26 protein-coding genes are annotated in these 22051 nt (G+C 25.6%); 20 read left to right on the top strand and 6 right to left on the bottom strand.

The genetic code is table 11. From position 1 onward, the window contains the following. The first annotated feature begins 7 nt into the window (after positions 1 to 7). The gene (locus D3Z33_RS05120; protein ID WP_160196704.1) at positions 8 to 1612 is read left to right on the top strand and encodes a CTP synthase; all 1605 of its coding nucleotides are present in this window, start codon (positions 8 to 10) and stop codon (positions 1610 to 1612) included. 58 nt (positions 1613 to 1670) lie between these two features. Here D3Z33_RS05120 and D3Z33_RS05115 read toward each other — a convergent pair whose 3' ends face one another. Further along, on the bottom strand, positions 1671 to 2348 hold the full coding sequence (locus tag D3Z33_RS05115) for a DUF1129 family protein (protein ID WP_160196703.1): 678 nt from the start codon (positions 2346 to 2348) through the stop codon (positions 1671 to 1673). A 2-nt stretch (positions 2349 to 2350) separates the two neighbouring features. Continuing rightward, the gene (locus D3Z33_RS05110) at positions 2351 to 2626 is read right to left on the bottom strand and encodes a PadR family transcriptional regulator (protein ID WP_243153420.1); all 276 of its coding nucleotides are present in this window, start codon (positions 2624 to 2626) and stop codon (positions 2351 to 2353) included. Between the two features lie 210 nt (positions 2627 to 2836). Here D3Z33_RS05110 and D3Z33_RS05105 point away from each other — a divergent pair, with 210 nt between their 5' ends. The 8 genes from D3Z33_RS05105 (at position 2837) to D3Z33_RS05070 (ending at position 7109) form a co-directional block, all read left to right on the top strand. Beyond that, complete coding sequence (locus D3Z33_RS05105) at positions 2837 to 3310, top strand: DUF5673 domain-containing protein (protein ID WP_160196701.1); 474 nt, start codon at positions 2837 to 2839, stop codon at positions 3308 to 3310. Further along, complete coding sequence (locus D3Z33_RS05100) at positions 3291 to 3653, top strand: hypothetical protein (protein WP_160196700.1); 363 nt, start codon at positions 3291 to 3293, stop codon at positions 3651 to 3653. The genes D3Z33_RS05105 and D3Z33_RS05100 overlap by 20 nt, the downstream gene beginning before the upstream one ends. Further along, positions 3542 to 3835, top strand: a complete 294-nt coding sequence (locus D3Z33_RS17100) for a VanZ family protein (RefSeq protein WP_160196831.1) — start codon at positions 3542 to 3544, stop codon at positions 3833 to 3835. The genes D3Z33_RS05100 and D3Z33_RS17100 overlap by 112 nt, the downstream gene beginning before the upstream one ends. Further along, positions 3832 to 4167, top strand: a complete 336-nt coding sequence (locus D3Z33_RS05090) for a hypothetical protein (RefSeq protein WP_160196699.1) — start codon at positions 3832 to 3834, stop codon at positions 4165 to 4167. The genes D3Z33_RS17100 and D3Z33_RS05090 overlap by 4 nt, the downstream gene beginning before the upstream one ends. Before the next feature lie 322 nt (positions 4168 to 4489). Beyond that, positions 4490 to 5071 (top strand): histidine phosphatase family protein, encoded by a 582-nt coding sequence (locus D3Z33_RS05085; protein WP_160196698.1) that lies wholly within the window; start codon positions 4490 to 4492, stop codon positions 5069 to 5071. 29 nt (positions 5072 to 5100) lie between these two features. Then, the gene (locus tag D3Z33_RS05080) at positions 5101 to 5937 is read left to right on the top strand and encodes a hypothetical protein (protein WP_160196697.1); all 837 of its coding nucleotides are present in this window, start codon (positions 5101 to 5103) and stop codon (positions 5935 to 5937) included. 160 nt (positions 5938 to 6097) lie between these two features. Next, positions 6098 to 6436 carry a PadR family transcriptional regulator gene (locus D3Z33_RS05075; protein WP_160196830.1) on the top strand — a complete coding sequence of 113 codons (339 nt, stop codon included), beginning with the start codon at positions 6098 to 6100 and terminating at the stop codon, positions 6434 to 6436. Beyond that, on the top strand, positions 6426 to 7109 hold the full coding sequence (locus D3Z33_RS05070) for a hypothetical protein (RefSeq protein ID WP_160196696.1): 684 nt from the start codon (positions 6426 to 6428) through the stop codon (positions 7107 to 7109). The genes D3Z33_RS05075 and D3Z33_RS05070 overlap by 11 nt, the downstream gene beginning before the upstream one ends. A gap of 43 nt (positions 7110 to 7152) precedes the next feature. Here the strand turns inward: D3Z33_RS05070 and D3Z33_RS05065 are convergent, their stop codons facing one another. Continuing rightward, on the bottom strand, positions 7153 to 7392 hold the full coding sequence (locus D3Z33_RS05065; protein WP_160196695.1) for a hypothetical protein: 240 nt from the start codon (positions 7390 to 7392) through the stop codon (positions 7153 to 7155). Between the two features lie 252 nt (positions 7393 to 7644). Between D3Z33_RS05065 and D3Z33_RS05060 the strand changes: the two genes are divergently transcribed. From D3Z33_RS05060 to D3Z33_RS05050, 3 genes are all read left to right on the top strand, one after another. After that, positions 7645 to 7926: a hypothetical protein gene (locus tag D3Z33_RS05060; RefSeq protein WP_160196694.1), complete on the top strand. Its 282-nt coding sequence runs from the start codon at positions 7645 to 7647 to the stop codon at positions 7924 to 7926. Between the two features lie 18 nt (positions 7927 to 7944). Then, entirely contained in the window at positions 7945 to 8796 is an 852-nt protein-coding gene (locus D3Z33_RS05055) for a hypothetical protein (RefSeq protein ID WP_160196693.1), read from the top strand. Positions 8797 to 9151: 355 nt separating this feature from the next. Continuing rightward, on the top strand, positions 9152 to 11314 hold the full coding sequence (locus D3Z33_RS05050; RefSeq protein ID WP_201750435.1) for a glycoside hydrolase domain-containing protein: 2163 nt from the start codon (positions 9152 to 9154) through the stop codon (positions 11312 to 11314). Between the two features lie 31 nt (positions 11315 to 11345). On the opposite strand, the gene D3Z33_RS05045 is transcribed toward D3Z33_RS05050, so the two are convergent. Beyond that, the gene (locus D3Z33_RS05045) at positions 11346 to 11816 is read right to left on the bottom strand and encodes a hypothetical protein (protein ID WP_160196691.1); all 471 of its coding nucleotides are present in this window, start codon (positions 11814 to 11816) and stop codon (positions 11346 to 11348) included. Between the two features lie 911 nt (positions 11817 to 12727). Between D3Z33_RS05045 and D3Z33_RS05040 the strand changes: the two genes are divergently transcribed. Further along, positions 12728 to 14002 carry a putative DNA modification/repair radical SAM protein gene (locus tag D3Z33_RS05040; RefSeq protein WP_160196690.1) on the top strand — a complete coding sequence of 425 codons (1275 nt, stop codon included), beginning with the start codon at positions 12728 to 12730 and terminating at the stop codon, positions 14000 to 14002. After that, entirely contained in the window at positions 13980 to 14723 is a 744-nt protein-coding gene (locus D3Z33_RS05035) for a TIGR03915 family putative DNA repair protein (protein WP_201750434.1), read from the top strand. Before D3Z33_RS05040 ends, D3Z33_RS05035 begins: the two co-directional genes overlap by 23 nt. On the opposite strand, the gene D3Z33_RS05030 is transcribed toward D3Z33_RS05035, so the two are convergent. Further along, positions 14724 to 15326 carry a response regulator transcription factor gene (locus tag D3Z33_RS05030; RefSeq protein WP_160196689.1) on the bottom strand — a complete coding sequence of 201 codons (603 nt, stop codon included), beginning with the start codon at positions 15324 to 15326 and terminating at the stop codon, positions 14724 to 14726. Beyond that, positions 15323 to 16372, bottom strand: a complete 1050-nt coding sequence (locus D3Z33_RS05025; RefSeq protein WP_160196688.1) for a histidine kinase — start codon at positions 16370 to 16372, stop codon at positions 15323 to 15325. Before D3Z33_RS05025 ends, D3Z33_RS05030 begins: the two co-directional genes overlap by 4 nt. 25 nt (positions 16373 to 16397) lie before the next feature. Between D3Z33_RS05025 and D3Z33_RS05020 the strand changes: the two genes are divergently transcribed. From D3Z33_RS05020 to D3Z33_RS04995, 6 genes are all read left to right on the top strand, one after another. Next, positions 16398 to 16541, top strand: coding sequence for a hypothetical protein (locus tag D3Z33_RS05020; RefSeq protein ID WP_160196687.1), 144 nt, complete (start codon positions 16398 to 16400; stop codon positions 16539 to 16541). Further along, the gene (locus D3Z33_RS05015) at positions 16513 to 17445 is read left to right on the top strand and encodes an ABC transporter ATP-binding protein (RefSeq protein ID WP_160196686.1); all 933 of its coding nucleotides are present in this window, start codon (positions 16513 to 16515) and stop codon (positions 17443 to 17445) included. Before D3Z33_RS05020 ends, D3Z33_RS05015 begins: the two co-directional genes overlap by 29 nt. Beyond that, entirely contained in the window at positions 17445 to 18497 is a 1053-nt protein-coding gene (locus tag D3Z33_RS05010) for an ABC transporter permease (protein WP_160196685.1), read from the top strand. The genes D3Z33_RS05015 and D3Z33_RS05010 overlap by 1 nt, the downstream gene beginning before the upstream one ends. Then, positions 18484 to 19608, top strand: a complete 1125-nt coding sequence (locus D3Z33_RS05005) for an ABC transporter permease (protein WP_160196684.1) — start codon at positions 18484 to 18486, stop codon at positions 19606 to 19608. The genes D3Z33_RS05010 and D3Z33_RS05005 overlap by 14 nt, the downstream gene beginning before the upstream one ends. A gap of 72 nt (positions 19609 to 19680) precedes the next feature. Next, positions 19681 to 21261, top strand: a complete 1581-nt coding sequence (locus D3Z33_RS05000) for a tetratricopeptide repeat protein (RefSeq protein WP_160196683.1) — start codon at positions 19681 to 19683, stop codon at positions 21259 to 21261. Positions 21262 to 21274: 13 nt separating this feature from the next. Further along, entirely contained in the window at positions 21275 to 21973 is a 699-nt protein-coding gene (locus D3Z33_RS04995) for a hypothetical protein (RefSeq protein WP_160196682.1), read from the top strand. Positions 21974 to 22051: the final 78 nt, after the last annotated feature.

Below are 22051 nucleotides of genomic sequence, written 5' to 3'. Positions count from 1 at the left end.
GATAAAAATGTCATCTACTAAATATATTTTTGTAACTGGTGGTGTAGTTTCATCACTTGGAAAAGGAATAACAGCAGCATCTTTAGGTCAATTACTTAAAAGTAGAGGTCTTGAAGTTACTATACAAAAATTTGACCCATATTTAAACGTAGATCCAGGAACTATGAGTCCATATCAGCATGGGGAGGTTTTTGTTACAGATGATGGTGCAGAAACTGATTTAGACTTAGGACATTATGAAAGATTTATTGATATAAATTTAAGCAAAAACAATAATGTAACTACAGGAAAAGTATATTGGTCAGTAATCACAAAAGAAAGAAGAGGAGATTATCTTGGAGGAACAGTTCAAGTAATACCTCATATTACAAATGAAATAAAAGAAAGAGTATATAGAGTCTCAAAAGAAAAAAAGGTAGATGTAGTTATAACAGAGATAGGTGGAACAGTAGGAGATATAGAAAGTCTTCCATTTTTAGAAGCAATAAGACAAGTTAAGTATGATGTAGGACGTGAAAATGTAATGTATATTCATACTACCCTAGTACCTTATCTTGCAAAGGCAGGAGAAATTAAGACAAAGCCTACTCAACATAGTGTAAAAGAGTTAAGAAGTATAGGTATTCAACCAGATGTAATAGTATGTAGAACAGAACATGAATTATCACAAGAGATAAAAGAGAAAATAGGATTATTCTCAAATATGGATCATAATAATGTAGTTCAAAATCTAGATGCAGATACTCTTTATGAAGTGCCTTTAATGCTTGAAAAAGAAGGACTTCCACAAATGGCAATAGAAAGACTTAATTTAAAAACTAAAGAACCTGATTTAACAGAGTGGACAAATATGGTTGAAAAGATGAAAAATCGTAAAGGTAAAGTTAAAATAGCTCTTGTAGGAAAATATGTGGAACTTAAAGATGCATATTTATCTGTAGCAGAATCATTAAATCATGCAGGTATTGCAAATGACGTAGATGTACAAATCGATTGGATACATTCAGAAGAATTAGATGAAGATAATTGTGAAGAAGTATTAAAAGACATTGATGGAATACTTGTACCAGGTGGATTTGGTGATAGGGGTATAGAAGGTAAAATTTGTGCTATCAAATATGCAAGAGAAAATAAAGTTCCTTTCCTTGGAATATGTCTAGGTATGCAAATGGCAGTAGTAGAATTTGCAAGAAATGTATTAGGATTATCAGATGCACATAGTTCAGAATTATTACCTAATACAACATATGCAGTAATAGATTTAATGCCAGAGCAAGTAGATGTTGAAGATATGGGAGGTACTATGAGACTTGGCCTATATCCATGTAAACTAGAAGAAGGAACAAAAGCAAAAGCGTCATATGAGGAAAAATTAGTATATGAGAGACATAGACATAGATATGAGTATAATAATCAGTATAGAGACCAATTAGAAGCTGCAGGATTAATTATAAGTGGTGTTTCACCAGATGAAAGATTAGTTGAAATAGTAGAGTTAAAAGATCATCCTTGGTTTGTAGCAAGTCAATTCCATCCAGAATTCAAATCAAGACCAACAAGAAGTCATCCATTATTTAGAGACTTTATAAAAGCTTCATATGAAAACAAGTAAATAATAAAACATCTATAAGACTAGGTAATACTAGGAATATAGATGTTTTTCTTTTATTTTAATTATTAACTTTATATATAATATAGCCTGATATAGCTAAAATAGCTCCTAATAAAATTTGTATATAAAATGGAACAGCAATTACATATCCAAGGTCAGGGACAAATAAAAATATTAATATAAATATCCCTAAATATAATGTACTAAGGATCCAATAAATAAGAAATTCTATTTTTTTATTTATATTTTTAAAAATTAACATTCTAGTAGCCCTCATAATAATATATATAAATATAGCGAATATTATTAATACTAAAATACTTTCTAATAAAAGAGAACCTAGATGTATGGTTTTATTTAATGTACCTATATTTAAAGAATAATAAAGTAATGGATTAAATATTCCATTTACTAATAATACTCCTGCAATAAGAAATAAAGTAGCAGGAGTGAAAAATAATATTCGCTCCTTTATATTCATTTTAGGTAATTCATTTGTTATTTGCTTAGCATATTCCCGTGGCTCTTGTCCGAATACTTCTTTTGCTGTTTTTCCATTTTCCTGAGCATCTAATAGATGATCTAATAGTTCTGATAAAATTTCTTCTGTTTCAAATTCTTTTTTACCCCATGATGTACGTATATAGAGTAACATACCTTCATAATACTTTAAATTTTCATCATTTAATTTTTCTCTTTTTTCATTATTTAATTTAATTAATTCCTGAGCTTTCATTATTATCTTCCTCCATTCATTAAATCATCTACACTAGATTTGATATTTTTCCAATTGATTTTAAACTCTTTTAGATATATTTGCCCTTCTTCAGTTAAATAATAATACTTCCTATTTGGTCCACTAGGCGATTTTTTCATTTTTCCTGTGATAAAATTCTTTTTTTGTAACCTAAGTAGTACTGGATAAATAGAACCTTCACTTACTTCTAATCCGTATTCTTGAAGTTTTAATGCAAGTTCATATCCGTAAATAGGATTATTATCTATTAATTCCAATATGCAACCTTCCAATATCCCTTTTAAAATTTGAGCATTATCTACCAAATAAATCACCTACCTTGTTATACAACATAGTATAATATAAAATAAGCTATATTGCAATACATGATAGTGAATAATTTTTTATGATTATGAATAATTTTCCTTTTATGACTTATTTATTATGATATAATTTAATCAAAGGCGAATAAAGGGGTTAGAGATTAAATGGCGAAAGTAACTATAGTTTTATCATTAGTAATATTAATTGATATAGCTTATGATATTTGTAACAGGCAAATAATGGATATTTATTTTTATTCTATAAAAGATATGAATCTCAAAATACTAGGACCAATATTTTGGTTTTTAGTTGCTACATTAAATTTTTATGAAAATAACAATCAGATAACTTTAATGATGTTTTTTCTAGGAATATTATACATAATTAATGATTCCAGAAGAGATATTATCACAAATAAAGGTATATATACTAAAGATGGTAATTTTAAATGGAAAGATATATTAGTATTTGAATGGGAAGAAAATTTAAATATAAGAAAAAAAGAAAATTATTATTCTCTATATTTTAAAACACAAGATGATAAATTCACTTTTAAAGTGAAAGAAGAAGATAAAAATAAAGTAGATGAACTATTAAAAGAAAAATTAGGAGATAGAGATGAATACAAACAAAAATAAAAAAATGCTACCATATTTAATAATAGCTATAGCTTCATTTTACATATTGCCATTATTAGGGAAAAATGCAGGTTATTTTATACTTGTACTTTTAGTGATTTTTCCTCTTGTAAGTTTTAATTTAGGATTAATTTATGGAACTAAATATGGGTTTAATGTTCTATTACCTTTATTATTAGGAGGTGTATTTTTACCAACTATTTTTATATATTATAATATTTCAGCAATAATATATTTTCCAACTTATCAAACTTTAACTTTACTAGGAAATATTATAGGAAATTTTATAAGAAAGAAGACAAAAAAGAATATAAAATTAAACATGGAGAATTTAAAAAGGTAAAACATATATTATTTACTTCAATTATAATTAGTTTATTATTTGAAATACTACAGCTAATATCAGGGCTTGGCTCATTTGATGTAGATGATTTAATATTAAATACTTTAGGCGCAGTTACAGGATATGGATCATATTATTTAATTAAGAAAATAATACTATATAAGAAAAGGATGATTAAATGAGACCACATAATTTTAATAAAAAAATGATACCTTACATAATAATAGCTTCAATTTTCTTTTACATATTACCTTTATTTAATAGTAGTGATACTTATATGAGTATATTATTACTAGTTATATTTCCAGTTTTAACAGCTATACTTGGTTATCATTATGGCATAAAAAATGAGTTTAACTTAATTCTTCACAATATAATTGCACTTTTATTTGTACCTACAATTTTTATATACTATGAATTATCAGTAATGTCATTTTTTATACTATATGAATTTATATTATTAGTATCTAATTACATAGGGAGTTATGTAAGAAAAAAATCAATAAACAATTAAAATGATATTACTCAAGAATTTTTATATGAGAGAAGTATTCATATAGAAAATATTGCTTAAAATAATTAGAATTATATCTAGTGTAATTATGATTTTATTAGCTATTTATTATTTTCTTGTTACGAAAAGCAATTTTATATATACGTTTATTGCTATACCTCTTGTAGGTATTAATATGCTTACTGGAGGTATATTAGAGCTAAAGAATAATTCAAAATCAATATTGGGATATTATAATTTTATTTTAGGTTTAATTTTAATTCTTCTTTTTATCCCTATTTTTATTGATATGGTTCAAATCTAAATATAAAGGAGATTAAATATGAACACAAAATTAATAATGGTAAGACATGCAAAAGTTATATATACTGAAGATGATAAGTCAAGAGAATTATCAGAAGAGGGAAAGATTCAAAGAAAAGATGTATTAGAAGCATTAAAAAGAGAAAATGTAGATATAATATATTCGTCTCCCTACAAAAGAGCAATAGATACTATAAAACTATATGCAGATTTTAGAAATATGGATATAAATATTGTAGATGATTTAAGGGAAAGAAAGGTATCAGATGTATTTATAGATGATTTTATGTCATTTTCAATAAATCAATGGAAAGATTTTAATTATAAGCTTAATGGTGGAGAATCACTTAATGAGGTTAAAGATAGAGGAATAAAGGTAATAGAAAATATACTAAATAAACATAAAGGCAAAGATATAGTGGTTGGAACTCATGGTACTTTTCTTAGCGTATTATTAAATCACTATGATGATAAGTTTAATTATGAAGATTGGAAAGCACTAAAAATGCCAGCTATATTTATTATTACATTTGATGATAAATTAAATGTTATAGATATAGAAGAGACTGCATTGGAAGGAAAATGTGTAAAATCCGTATAAATAATCATTAAAATAATTGGGGGACTTGCATGACACAAAAAACAGGAAAGATATTTATTGTAATTACAGTTATATTACTTTTTATAAATCTATATTTTTTAATAATGAATAATAAGGAAATTGATCAAAGTTATTTACGTCATATAGAAAATGAAACATCTAATCAAAGACAAGAAATAGATAGTTTACGACAATATATAGATGAGTTAAATAAAAAATCAAATTTAATATCATCATATAATTATTATATAGAAAATATAGGAAATAATTATGAAGAAGCAAATGTAGCAGTTGAAGTAAAACTCAATAAATTAAAAAAAGACTCTATTCCATATTTAGTTTATTCTATAGAAGGAAAAGATGAAGGAGAAAAAATAAAGTTAAATAAAGGCTTAGGACTTAAATATTCCACAAATTTAAATTTATCATATAGTAATAACTATAATATTCAAATAATCATGGAAAATGAAGAAGAAATAATAGCAGAAGAATTAGACCCTATAAATCTTGCAGAAAATTTAAAACAAAGATTTTCTATAAATATATATCTTATATCATTTGACTCTAATAAAGGGTTTACTTATGAAATTGAAATATTAAATCCTATTAGCGAAAATGAAAAAAAATTAGAACTTGAAAGTATAAATGCAGATATATATTACAGGGATAAAAAAGTAGATACTATAAATATAATGAAAAAAGCTGAAGAGATAAGAAATGATCATATGAATCAAGAATTTCTGTTCAATGACACTATCAATATAGAAGGTTTAAATGATGAAGATATTGAGCAAGGTTTATCATTTAAATTTACTATAATAGATAAGTCAGGAAGAATATATAAGTTAGATAGAAAATTATATTAGTTGATATCTAATTAAAATATAATATTATATTATATTAATAAAACACCCTAAGATAGAATTACAAAAAAGGGTGTTTATTATTATGAAAAATTATGGATAAAAGCACTACTATGTGGTACAATATAGTTAAGCTACTATGTACTACAAGGTAGGTGAATATATGATGGATAGATCTCAATTAATGAGAGGAACATTAGAAGGATGTATAGTTAGTATAATAAGTAAGGGAGAAACATATGGATATGAGATTGTATCACATTTACAAGGTTATGGATTTTATAATGTGAAAGAAGGAACAATTTATCCTATTTTAGTAAGACTTGAAAAAAAGAAAATAATATCATCCTTATACAAAAAATCGCCACTCGGACCAAAGAGAAAATACTATTTTTTAACTCAAATTGGAGAAGAATTTCTTAAAGAATTTATAATTTCATGGAATGAAGTAAAAAAATCTGTAGATAGTGTTTTGAAAGGAGAAGGTGAATATGATAGGTAATGAGATGACTTTATTAAAAAAGGAAAATAAAAAACAAACAAGAGAGATTAAAGAAGAAGATAAGGATATGATTAAGAATATCATGAGAAGCATGAGTATATTCAAATTAAATTCTTATGATACAGAAGTTGTAAAAAGAGACTTGATAGGTATGGCACATGAATTGCGATTAAGGAACTCTAGCTTAAAAGAAGAAATAAATGGTGATGTTAAAGGATTTGCTAAGGAAATTATAAATAATGGCAATGGACCAAGTAAGATAGAAATTATCTTGAATTTTTTATCTAAGTTATTCGGTTGGATATCTATTTGGCTTATGTCAGTATCCATTATAGCGTATGGTCAGTTTAACTGGGGAATGAATTCTAATTTATTTGTTTTTTATATAATAACAGTCATAGTTATATTTATAATGGAAAGTATTATAACACCAATCTTTATAGCAGAAAAAGGATTTAAAAAGAATATACCTCAAATAATATCTACATTTTCATTTATAGCATTGATAGGTATTATACTTTTAACAAATAATAATTCAGAGAAAATTCAAGTTAATAGTTTGTATATTATAATACCATCAGCTGTAATATATCTTATAATACAATATTTAAAGAAAATAAATATTCATAGATTAGCAAGAGAGAAAAATAATTATATTAGTGATTTAAAATAAAGATATAAAAATATAGCTAGATTCTAGCTATATTTTTATATCTTTATTTATTATTCTTATTATAAAAATCAACAACATACCATATAAGAAGACTTATACCTAGTATAAAAGAAATATAAATATAAAAATTTAATAAGGTTGGAGTATAGGATAACATTCGCACAAAATCATCTTTACCCCAAGAGGTACTATTTACCCCTGAGATAGCAGCAGATAAATATTTTGTGCCATAAAGAATAGCAGATATTAAAAGAAACACACTTCCAATTATTATTCTTACCATAATTAAACACCCTTTATCTTTTATATTTTTTTAAGATTAAATATAATGTACTAAATAATAAATTAAAATATAGTTGACAATTATAGCTATAAATAAATCAAATACTATATATTATCTACATTTTACCATATATAACTTCCAATTTTTATAAATTTAATTTAGTTTTTATAATAATTTTTTTATATAGCTTCCTATGGTATAATTCAATTGTAAATAATTTGGGAATTTTTTAGTTAAAAGGAGTGAAATCATATGTGGCCTCATTGGATTAATATAGTTATATCTTTTATAGCAATATTCCTAGGTGTAAGACATAATATAAAAAAAGACAGATACCCTAAAGCTATGATTATATTTTTTAGCTTATTTGTAATAGAGCAAATTCTAGCCTATAGTATAGGGATAGATGTTTTGAAAATTAATAGGACAAATGAAGATAATGGCACTACTATATCTATAATTAGCATAGTCTTACCATTATTACTTGGATTCATAATAGATAATTTAATAAGAAAAAAATCAATACAAAATTAAAAGGATAGGAGAGATTTGGTGACACAAAGTTCAGGCAAAATAATAATTATAATGATGGCTATATTACTTATTTTAAATGGTTATATTTTATTAAACTTCTTTAGTTCGGATACAATACAGGATATCTCAAGATTAAAAGAACAAATATATTTTTTAGAAGACGAAATATATAATTTAAAACAAGATTTAAAAACTGAAGAAGAAAAATCAAGTTTAATATCCTCTCATAATTATGATATAGAGAACATAGGAAATGAGTATAAAAATGCAAATGTAGCTGTTCAAGTTGAATTTAAAAAATTAAAAAATAAATCAACTCCATATATAATATATTCTATAGCAGAAAAAGAAGGTACAGCAAAAGTGAAATTAGATAAAGTTTCGGAACTTAAATATACTACTGAATTAAACTTATCATATAATGATAATTACAATGTCAAATTGTTTATGGAAAATGATGAAGTAATGATAGGTGAAGAACTATCTCCTATAAAATTAGCTGAAGAATTAGCTAGAAGATTTACAATACATATGTACCCTACCGAATTTGAAAAAGGTAAAGAACTAAAATATGAAATTCAAATATTTAATAGTCCTATAGAAGATAAAAAGGATTTAGAAATTAACTCAATAAAAGCAGATATATATTATATGGATGAAAAATTAGATACAATAGATATAACAAAAAATGCTGAAAAAAAGAAGCTTAAAGATATAACTAAAGAATATTTTTATGAAGGAAATCTTGGTATAGAAGGTATAGATGATGAAATTATTCAAGAAAAATTATTATTTAAATTTATTATAAAAGATAAATACGGTAAAGTTTATAATTTAGATAAAAAATTTAAAGAATTTATATCTAATTAGCTAATAGAATAACATTCACCCGCCATACCCGAACATATGTTTGACAAACTACCTTTTTCATAGTATAATTTTCTTATAGAAAAAGGTAGTTTTTGTGGATGTATTAGATAAACTTAAAATACTTTTTGATGCTGCAGAATATGATGTTTCTTGTTATTTACTTTAACTTCATTCCAAACTAAAAAATTGTTTATATATATTTATCTTTTTGATGAACTATTTTTAGAATCATTTCTAAGTTTTAATTATTATTAAGAGTTATCCTTTATAAAATTTAAGGTATTATTGGTATAATTTAAAAATTAAAGAATAAAATTGAATGGGATTAAAAAATATAACAAAGGAGGGTTTTAAGATGGATCCAATGGTTTTAATTGTTCAACAATGGGTTAACAACACATATTCGGGGCAAAATGGCTTTATATTGGCACCAGAAAACGGAAAAACAGGATGGTCGACAATGTATTCGTTGACGAGAGCTTTGCAAATTGAGTTAGGAATTGCTACTCCAGCTAACAATTTTGGTGAAGGGACTTCAAGTGCTTATAAAGCTTGGGGAGAAATGGAAATGGGAAGTGTCCCTTTAAATCATCAAGGACAAAATATTGTAAAAATACTACAAGGGGCTATGTATTGTAAAGGTTATGATCCTACAGGGTTTACTGGAACATTTGGAGAAGGAACAAAGTCGGCAGTAACTAAGCTACAAACTGATGCGGGTCTTCCTATTCAAGATGGTAAGGTCTATGACTATGTATTTAAGGCATTTTTAGTTATGGATGCTTATGTACTTACATTAGGAGGCGACCCTAGAATTAGAGAAATCCAAAGAAACCTGAATTACAACTATTTTATGACTTCTGGTGTTCAACCAGCTGATGGACATTATCAAAGAGGTACTAACAAAGCTTTGATCTATGGTATTCAGACAGAAGAAGGTATTGCTCCAGATTTACAAACAGGTTCAGTTGGTCCTACAACAAGAGAGCGTCTTCCTACTTTAATGTTAGGAAATAGAGGGGATTTCGTAAAATTGTTTCAATACGCTTTATATTTTAATAGATATGATCCTGGAGTTTTTGATGGAATTTATGGAAATGGAGTTAAGAATGCTGTAATGGGATTCCAAGAATTTGTAGCATTATCTCCAGTAGATGGTATTGCGGGGAAACAAACTTGGCTTTCTGCTATAACTAGTACAGGTGATACTAGTCGAAGAGGTACTGCTTGTGACAGTGTTACCATGATTACTCCTGAAAGAGCTACAACATTAAAGGCTGAAGGTTATGAAATAATTGGAAGATATTTAACAAATGCAAGAAATGGTGTATTAAATAAAAAAATACAAATTGGTGAACTGCAAACAATCTTTGATGCTAACCTAAGAGTTTTCCCGATTTTTCAGACTTATGGTGGAGATGCATCATATTTCAATTTCGGTCAAGGTGGAAGAGATGCTATTGAAGCGTACTATGCTGCAGAAAGTCACGGATTTAAAGATAGAACTACTATTTATTTTGCTGTTGATTTTGATGCTTACGATAATGATGTTGATAATAACATTCTACCTCATTTCCGAGCAATTGAATCTGAATTTTATGCATTAGGTGGTAAGTACAAAGTTGGAGTATACGGACCACGAAATATATGCATTAGAGTTTCTCAAGCAGGATATGCAACAAAAAGTTTTGTAAGTGGAATGTCAACTGGATTCAGTGGCAATCTTGGGTACCCACTTCCTCAGAACTGGGCATTTGATCAAATTGCAACCATTACAGTCGGTTCAGGCAGGGGTTTAATTACTATCGACAAAAATATTGCATCAGGATTAGATGCAGGACAATCGTCGGTAGAACCTATAAATCATAAAGATGGCTTAGATTCTACTCTTATTCTTACTTATTTACCTATGATAAGAGAGGAAGTGCCTCCGATTATTAAAGATATTTTAAACTTTCTTCAAGAATTTTCATCTATAAGAGAACCAATTGACTCAGTTAATATCGTTCTTGATTATGATGGCTTAATCACTCGAATGGCAAGAAAACTTCAAATGCGAAAATCTTTTATCCAGACAGTGATCTCTTGGGAAGCTTCCGCAGAGAATACTCTGGATGCAATTCAAGATCAGAGAGTTAAGAACGGAGACATTGATGACTCAAGTACAGGAGTAGGTCAAATATTTGCCTGGGTTGCGATTAACGCTCGAAATTGGGCCATTAATCAAAATTATCTAGATGACACAATACGAGATGCTAATAATAAAGATGACATAAATGAAATCTGGCACAAACTTCATGTTGATCGAGCATTTAATATTGAAACATGCGCATATGTTCTTAAATGGGGAGCTGTTGTAGAAAAAGGATATCCTTCCAATATGTTAAATTACACAGAATCTCAAGTAAAAGGCACTATTGCTCGTTACAATGGAACAAATGAATCAGCCACAAAGTATGGTGAAAGAAACTATACAATCTACCAAGCTTTCGAAAACTATAACCAGCTAAGCAGATAAAAAAAGAAGCTGGAGGGTTAACTCCGGCTTCTTAATGAAAATCTATAAAGAATGGATAGTTAAATTCTGTTCTATATTGAACGATAAAATTGATTGGTTCGTCTTTATTCATTTCATCACTAAGGGTTTTACCTGTTGATTTTTGACCTTCATACCATTTTTTCCCTTCACTATTCTTCTTAATGGTTTCATAACCTTCAAAAAATATCTCAAACTTATTCTTATTGTAATGATTAAATATCTCTTTTTCACTTAATTCAGATGACAACTTCATGTGTGCTACCATGGTCGGATAACCCCCACTCCCCCTTGGTCCGCCTCCATAGAGGACACCATAATCGAAATCCTTTTCAATTATTTTTGTTTTTTTAGGTAATTGATAAGCAAAAAGTCGATTTGCATAGCTTTTAGCATATCTATGCCCTTGTCCAAATACGTAATATAGTAATAAAATAATAGTAATTGAAATTAACAGCACAATAAATAATTTTTTATTTTTCATTGAAATCCCCTTATAATATATAGTAAAATTTAAAGAAAGATAAAACAATTCTTTAAAAAACTTTAAAAAAACCTAATTATATTATACTCCTATAGAGTCCAAAATACTAGTTATAATAAAATATAAAATTTACTTAAATTTCTATGGATAAAACACTTCTCATTACTCTTACCATAATGAAACACCTTTTATCTATTAAATTTTTTTAATATAAATAATCTCTACTTAATTACCTCTTATCAATATAATACTACTTGTTATTACTCCAAAAGCTAGAAATGACCAATGTTTAAATATAAGATATCCACTACTACCTAAACTCTAACATATCATACTATATTATATTTATAGTTAGATTATTCTTGCTCTTCTTTACTTATAAGACTATATAAATTTTCTTATAGAATATAAATCTACATTTATACATTAAATATAGAAAATAAAATTACTATGATGATTTTTCTTGTTTTTTATTATTTTTTTCAAAACTATATATAGAATACCAAATATTATATCAAATAATAATAAGGAAAAATACATATAAGCAATGTGATTAAACTTTAAATAGAAATTCATGTTTTCTATTGGGGGATAAATTGAATTATATGTTAGCATTTCAATTGTTTTATGGGGAATAATTGTAAGTGACATAACTATAGAGAGTATAAATGGTTTCTTTAATTTAATAATCAAAATATAGTTAACAATTATAGCTAGAAATAAAGCAAATAGTATATATTTAGCAATTATCATTTAAACCTATCTTTCTTTTTATAATGTGGGTCAGAAACATCAGTTTAACATATTATCTGTATTTTACCATATATAACATCCACCTACCATACACGAACATATGTTTGACAAACCACCTTTTACATAGTATAATTTTCCTATAGAAAGAGGTGGTTTTTGTGGATGTATTAGATAAACTTAGAATACTTTCTGATGCTGCAAAATATGATGTTTCTTGTTCTTCTAGTGGAAGTGGTAGAAAAAATAAAAAAGGCGGCATAGGTTCTGCTAGTATAAATGGGATATGTCATAGTTGGTCTGATGATGGAAGATGTATTTCACTACTTAAAATACTTATGACAAATTATTGCATATATGATTGTGCATATTGTGTAAATAGATCATCAAATGATTTAGAAAGAGCAACACTTACTCCTGATGAAATAGTAGATTTGACTATAAATTTTTATAGGAGAAATTATATAGAAGGTCTTTTTCTAAGCTCTGCAATAATAAAATCACCTAATCATACAATGGAGCTTATATTAAATGTAGTAAAAAGGCTTAGGGAAGTAGAAGGATTTAATGGTTATATCCATACAAAAGCCATACCTCATGCAGATAAACGTATTATAGATGAAATAGGATTATATGTAGATAGAATGAGCATAAATATAGAATTACCCTCTGAAAATGGACTTAAACTACTTGCTCCAAATAAAACTAAAAAGAGCATATTAACCCCTATGGGAAATATTAGAAATAGAATAGTAGAGACGAGAGAAGAAAAGAAAAAATTTAAATATGCAAATTCTTTTGTACCAGGGGGACAAAGTACTCAGTTAATAGTTGGAGCAACTGAGGATAATGATCTAAAAATACTTAAATTATCAGAAGGATTATATGATGGATACAATTTAAAAAGAGTGTATTATTCTGCATATGTACCAGTAGCGAAATCACCTAATTTACCTGTATTAGATTCACCACCTGTAATTAGAGAAAATAGATTATATCAAGCAGATTGGTTACTTAGATTTTACAAATTTAAGGCAGATGAACTATTGGATGAAAATATGCCTAATTTTGATTTGTCTCTTGATCCAAAATGTAATTGGGCGCTTAGAAATATTGGGATATTCCCTGTAGAGATAAATAGGGCAGATTACAATACTCTTTTAAGAGTACCAGGCATAGGAGTTAAATCAGCTAGAAGGATAGTTGCTGCAAGAAAATTTGGTCCACTTAATTATGATAATTTGAAAAAATTAAATATAGTGCTTAAAAGGGCCAAATATTTCATAACTTGTAATGGTAAATATTATGGAATGAGTTCTATGAATCCAGAAAAGATTAGAAAAAAATTAATATATGGTTTGGATAGAAATATATTTGAAAAGCAGTTATCTCTTTGGGAAATGGGTGGTTTTAATGATAAATCATTACATATATGATGGCTCATTTGATGGCCTTTTAAATGCAATATACAAGGCATATTATACTCCTGATAAACCTGATAAAATACTTTCTTATGAAAAAAGAGAAGATAATTTCTTAGTAAAAGAAATATTAATAGATACAGATGCTAAAAAAGCAAAGAAAGTCTATGAAGCAATAGATAAGAAGATTTCTCCTGCTGCCTTAAGAAAGATATATTATGCTTATTTATCAGAAATAGATGGTATAGAAATGGATATACTGAACTTTGTTAGGTTAGGATTTAAAATAGGCACTGATATAGAACTAAATTTAGCAAACGAAGCGGTATTTAAAATAGAAAGTATTTATAACAAAGTAAGTCACGAAAGACATAGAATGACCGGACTAATTCGTTTTAAGGAACTTAAAAATAATATATTATATGCAGAAATTTCGCCAGATTACAATTTAGTAGGAATAATTGCACCACATTTTATAAAAAGACTATCTAATGAAAATTTCATAATTCATGATAAAAAAAGAAATATATCTGTATTTTATAATAAAAAAGAATGGATTGTAAGAGAAATAAAAGGTGATTTAAATATAATCTTTAATGAAAAAGAAGAGGACTACCAAAATTTATGGAAGATGTATTTTAAATCTATCTCTATAAAAGAAAAGTTTAATCCTAAACTTCAAAGGAGTAATATGCCAAAAAAATATTGGAAGTATCTAATAGAAAAGGGGGGATAATTATCTCCCCCTATAATAATATATTGCAAGTTGAGTTCTATCTCTTAAATCTAGCTTATCTAGCATGTTTGAAATATAATTTCTTACAGTACCTTCACTTAAGAATAATTTTTTCGCTATTTCTCTATTATTGAAGCCTTCTGCTACAAGGAGTAAAATATCGATTTCTCTATCTGAAAGATTAGTTTCAATATCTTTTTTAGAATTAGTCTTAAAATTAGATACAATCTCACTATCAAATACCATATTTCCCTTATACACTGCTTCTATTGAAGGAATTAAACTATCTATATTTTGTTTTAAAATATATCCTTTACACCCTAGTTCTAATGCCTTTTTTATGTATTCATCATCTCTAAATGTAGTAATTAAAAGAATATTAGCTTCTCTTTCATATTTTAATATTTCTTCAGTTGCATTTATTCCAGATAAGTTTTCCATTCTTATATCCATTAAAACTACATCAGGGCTATATTTATTATATAAGTTTACCGCTTCACTTCCACTATATCCTACAGCTAAAACTTCTATATTATTTGCTTCTACTATAGTTTTAAGTGAACTTACTACTAAAGGATCATCATCTATAATTATAACTTTCATTTTTCATTTCCTTTCATAAGTGTTAAATGTATTCGAAATCCATCTTCAAATTTATAATTAAATATTCCGTTATATTTTATTGCTATTTTATTCATAGAATAAAGGCCTATTCCATCGTCTATGTCAATTTTATCTTTCATATTGGTACCATTATCACTAATAATGATAGAATAAAATTTAGGTTGATCTAACAATTTTATCTCCATATTACTTGCATTAGAGTGTTTAACTGTATTTGTTATAGTTTCTTTAACTACTGATAACATATCATATTTTAATTTATAATTTAAATTCTCATCTATATTATATATAAGTTTAATATCAAGTCCTGTCATTTCATTTATTATTTCATTTATTTTGTGTTTTAAATTTAAAGATTCATTTCTCAAATTATATAGGCTATTTCTTATATCATCCATACCACTACCTAAGGTTTCACTAAGGGTATCAAGGCCATTAGATACATTTTCACCATTTAATAATTTAAGAGCTTTTAGTTGAATAAGGCTACTACTTATTGTATGTCCTATAGAGTCATGTATTTCCCGAGAAATTCTATTTCTTTCTTCTAATAATGCTATTTGAATATTTTTTTCTTTATCTATTTTTAATTGTTCATTATATTTTCTAAGGTAAAGAGTATCTTCTCTTAATTTATCCCGTACCTTTCTATTTTGATTTAGTACCTTATTTAATTTATATGTATATATTGAAAGATACATTGACACAAAAGATAAGATAATTATAACAGGAGTTAAATCTATAAATAATAATGGCAAAAATAAAAAGAAATTGCCTTTAAAGTCAATATAGATATTGTAGAGAATTAAAGGAAAATAATACAAAAATACATTATCATAAAAAGTTAAAGCTACAAATAAAAAATAAATTATATATTTAATATTTTTTTTAGAAATTAAATCTAGTGATATTGAAATTATAATAGATATAAGAAAATAAAATGCTATATCTCTTTCACTATTTAAACTATATGTAAAATAAATCGAAAATACTATTATAATTAGTTTCTCTAAAAATCTCCTCATAGAAATCCCCTTTAAAAGATTATTTATGATAATTATAACTTATGATATGACATTTGTCATATTAAGTGATGAGAATATTCACTACAATAAAATTTATATGATTGGTACAATAGTATTAACAAATATAAGAGGTGATATAGATGGTTGTAAAAGTAGAAAATGTAGTTAAAAGATATAAAGAGCTTATAGCTCTTGATCATTTTAATATGGAAGTGAGAGAAGGGGAAATACTAGGGTTACTTGGTCCAAATGGATGTGGTAAAACTACAGCTATAAATTCAATATTGTCTCTACTTAAATTTGACAAAGGTGAAATTACTATATTTGGAGAAAAGATGACACCTAATTCTTACAATATAAAAAGGGAAATAGGTGTAGTACCTCAAGAAGTTTCTGTATTTGAAAACTTAACAGTAGATGAAAACATAGATTATTTTTGTGGATTATATATAAATGATAAAGAAAAAAGAAAAAAATATGTAAATGAAGCTATAGAATTTGTAGGTTTAAAAGATTATACAAAATTTTTTCCAAAGAAGTTAAGTGGTGGTCTTAAAAGAAGATTAAATATAGCTTGTGGTATAGTTCATAAACCTAAACTCATATTTTTAGATGAACCAACTGTTGCAGTAGATGCTCAAAGTAGAAATTTTATACTTGAAGGTATAAAAAAATTAAACAAAAATGGAAGCACTATTATTTATACAACACATTATTTGGAAGAGGCAGAAATATTATGCGATAGAATTATAATAATGGATAGAGGAAGAAATATAGCATCTGGCTCAAATGAAGAGTTGAAAAATATGATTACAACTACAGAAAAAATAGTAGTAGGATTTATTGATACTAATGGTGAAATTTTAGAAAAGATAAAAGAAATACCCCAAGTGTTAGATATAGAAATGAAAGATAATGATTATATTATAAAATTTGAATCTGGTGTAAATAATTTATCTAATTTAATAGATTTTATAAAACAAAATAATTTAACATATGAAAAGTTATATTCAAGACAACCTACATTAAATGATGTATTCTTAGAGCTTACTGGAAAGGAGCTGAGGGACTAGTGGATTTATATAGAAATATTATATATCAAGCTAAAAATAGCTTTAGAGATAAAGGATTTTTATTCTGGTCACTTCTCTATCCTATCATCATGGTAACATTTTTCTATATAGCTTTTAGTGGAATTACAAATGTGAATTTAGAAAAAATAAACGTAGGTGTTGAAGAGGATAGTAATATAAAATCTATACTTCAAAATATAGAGATATTAAATGTAGAAGAAATTTCAGATAGGGAATCAAAAGAGAAGTTAGAAAAAGAAGAAATAGATGGATTTATTAAAAAGGATTTAAGTTTAATTGTAAATGATTCAGGTCTTAATCAGACTGTAATTAAGTCTATATTGGACCAAATTGTGCAAACTAGTGCTTTAGGTAAACCCATAGAAGAATTTGATTTTCAAGTAGATTATATAAATGATAAAGACCAAAAAGAAAATGGTATACTTGTAATATTTTATTCTTTAATTGCAATGGTTTCAACATATGGTATATATTCTGGAATAGAAGTGGTTCATTACATCCAGAGTAATTTATCAGAAGTAGCAGCAAGAATAAATACTACACCTATAAAAAAGAAAACTTTTTTATTAGCTGGAATAATAGTAGGTCTTATACTTAACTTTACATCTAATATTATATTATTTATTGTTATAGAATTAATAATGAAATTAGATCTAATAACCAATATAGGATACAGCCTTATTTTTATAATTTTAGGTAACTTATTTGGAATTGTATTTGGTATATTTATAGGTGTATCAAACAATAAGAATATAAACGTTAAAACAATGATAGCTATTACATTCACGGTTATTTTATCAGGATTATCAGGACTATTTAATACAAATATTAAAATAATGATAGAGAAATATGTACCTATACTAGCAAAGATAAATCCTATTGCAGTAATTACAAATAATTTATATAAGGTTAATCTATTAAATAATACTGATGGAATATTTGAAGGTATAATCATTTTATTAGCTTATTTTCTAATATTATCACTTATATCTTTAGTGTTTTTAAGGAGGAGACAATATGATAGTATATAAGTATTTTTTAAAAACTGCTCTTAGGCATAAAATGATAATATTATCATATGCAGTTATATTTTTCATGCTTTCAATAATTAATGGTATAGATACAGAAAATAAAGAGATTACATTTGATGAAACAAAACTTGATATAGCTATTGTAGATGATTCTAATACTGATTTATCTAGAGGGTTAAAAAATTATTTAGATGAAAATAATAATATAGTGAATCTAAAAAATGATATTAAAGAAATAAAAGAACAAATATTTTTGCAACAAATAGATGCAGCTATTATAATACCAAGTGATTTTGAAGAAAATGTAAAGGGAAAACAAAAGTCACTGGAAGTTATAAAAGATGATAGAAAGATAAGTTCTATACAAATAGAAAATGAAATAAATAAATATCTTATATTTGCAAATGCAAGTAAGGTAAGTGGTGAGTTTAAAACTGAGACTATAAATAATGCATTAAAAGAGAATATTAATGTAGAAATATTAGAAAAATCTTCTGATGTCAATAATTCAGCTAATATTTGGTTTAAATATTATTTTAATTTTACTGCATATATTATAACAGCTATTTATATAGCAGTGATGGGACTTATAATGACTGAATTTAAAGATGAAAAATTAGAAAATAGAACAAAAATATCATCTAAGAAATTTTTAAACTATAATAAAGAAATGTATTTAGGTCAAATTACACTTGGAGTAATTATCACAGGATTATTTGTAATAGGAAGTATAGTTTTAAAAGGACAGCATTTAGAAGAAGTTAATTTCACAAAATATATTGTAAATGTAAGTATATTTTCATTTGCTATATTATGTCTTACTTTTTTAATCAATAATTTAACTAAAAGTAGATTTATAATTAATGGATTAAGTACTGTATTATCTCTTGGTACTGCATTTATATCAGGAGTGATGGTTCCAGTAGAATATTTAAGTGAAAAAGTTATAACAATAGCTAAGTTTTTTCCCACATATTATTATATAAAAATAAATAATATGGATATATCGTCATTAAGTGATATAAGATATGAATTAATTATTCAAATATTATTTGGAGTAGCATTTCTACTTTTAGGAGTCTATTTTTCAAAAGTAAAACAAAAGGCCTAACATATATGTTAATAGACATAATATTATGATAAAATATAACTATCATAATATTATGTGTTAGGAGGTTTTGTTTTGAAAAGAACAAAAACTATATTTATTACATTTGCACTTATTTTAGTTTTAACTTTAATATATATGATAATAGCTACATTTATAAGTTTAGAAAATCTATATACTTTCTCATTTATAACTTCAGCTTTTTTAATATTTGTTTCTCTAATAATAGCATTAAAAAAGAAAAAAATATTTATATATAAGGATAAATTTTCTAAAGGGATTTTAGTTGTTTCAATTATTATTTTAAGCTTTATCAATATAGGGATATCATATATATATGTGGGTAAAATTGAGGATACAAAATATACTACATTTAATCAATTTGCACAATCAAGATTACCAAAAGATAAAATAAAAAAAGAATATAAAGAATTTAAAGATGATAATTTGACTATTCTCTATAGAAAATCTTCTGAACCAGGAATAGAACTTATAAATAAATATATAAAAGACGTAAAAAAAGATTCAACAAAAATATACAAAGATGTGAAATATGATCCATTAACTATAAAAATAACTGATTCTGAAACTTTTAATGAGGATATAATAGTAAATGATTTTACAGGTGGATATTATTATGAGGATTTAAAACAAATAAAAATGCCAATAAATGATGTCTATAATGAAGTTCTTGCATTAGATACTGTAAATGAATTTAAATTTGTATTAAGGCATGAATATACACATTATGTATCACATATGTATAGATTAAAAAATAATATAGAAGAAAATAAAATACCAATTTGGTTTGAAGAAGGGGTAGCATCATTTATAGGAGCAGACAATATTGGTACTCCAAATATTATATTAGATGGAATAACTCCTTTTGAACAATTAATTAAGCCTGAAGATTGGGCAAGTAAGAATGGATATGAACAGAGTTATAAAATGATATATCTTTTAATATATAATCATGGTGAAAATATAATTGATGAAATATTACTTGGATTAAAGGATAAATCATTTGATGAATCCTTTAAAAAAGCTACAGGTAAAACTGTAAAAAATTATGAAAACCAGTTAAAAAAACACTTTAAGAATGGTTGGGAGACATTTCCACAGATAAAACTTCAAGAGAAGACGGAAGATATAGAACAAGAAAGAATAACTGGGATAAAAAAATATATAGAAAAATATCCAGATAACATTGATGCAATAAAAGAGTTAGCCTTTTTATATAGTAGGAACAAAAACTTTGAAGAAGTATCAGAAGTGCTGAAATTAGGCATGGACAAGAAAAATGATTCTCATCTATGGGATTTATTAGCACAAAACTATTTAAAATTAAATGAATTTGAAAAAGCAAAAGAAGCTTTTAAAAGTTCTTTAGAGATTAATGGGGATTCAGGTACTAATTATGAGTATCTAGCAGAGATTTATCTTCTATATGATATAGATAAAAGTATAGAAATACTACAAAGTGGGTTAGATAAAGTAGTATATCCAGACTTATTAAAACCAAAAATTCAACAATATAAAAAATTAAAAGAAGATTTAGAAATGGGCAATCAAGAAGCATATAAGGATTTCCTTGAATTTAACAATTTAGATGAAAATATAAAAGATGCTCTTATAGAAGAGGTGAAAGATTATTAATGCATTAATCATTATGTTGATTATTGGAATAGCAAATACTTTTATTTTATGGCTATTCACAAAACTTAATAAAATATCTAAAGAAAGTAGTCTTTATAAGAGATTAAATATATTTCTTGTCATTGTTCCTCTAATTATTATTTATATATATTTTTTATATTTATTAACTGATACGCATATTGATTGGATTATAGCATCAATACTTGCACTTATAATAATGAGTATTATAAGTATTTACGAAAAGAAAGTTAAAAATGATAAATATATAAATAGTATAATGGTAATCACAACAATGATACTAAATTTTATTCTTTTTAATATTATTATTTTGTTTATACTAAGTCCTAATATAAGAACATTTTTATACGTTATATTGTTTTCCATATCCGGTATTACATCTAGAAGTAAAAATAATGATGGAAAAGTAAAATACGTAGCTACTATAACAGTTATACTATTAATAGTAATATCTTTAATAACAAAAAATCACATGGGTATACAAATCAAACCAGAAAGAATAGCTGATGATTATATAATAGAAAAAGGTTATGATTTAGATGAAATTGATCATAAAAATATTGATTATTTTAAAATTAAAAATGAACCTATTAATATAACATATATAACAAGAGTAAAGAATAATAGAAAATTTGGGAAGATGATTAGTATGAAATATTATAAGGGTAAAATAATAGATTTTAAAGTAGATTAATATTGATAATTTAACTTAAAAATTGTCAACAAATTGTTGACAATTTTTTTATTTATAATATAATGAATATTATTGACC

It is taken from the genome of Senegalia massiliensis, assembly GCF_009911265.1.
GTDB lineage: Bacteria > Bacillota > Clostridia > Tissierellales > SIT17 > Anaeromonas > Anaeromonas massiliensis_A.
This window is presented reverse-complemented; position numbering and strand designations above follow the sequence as displayed.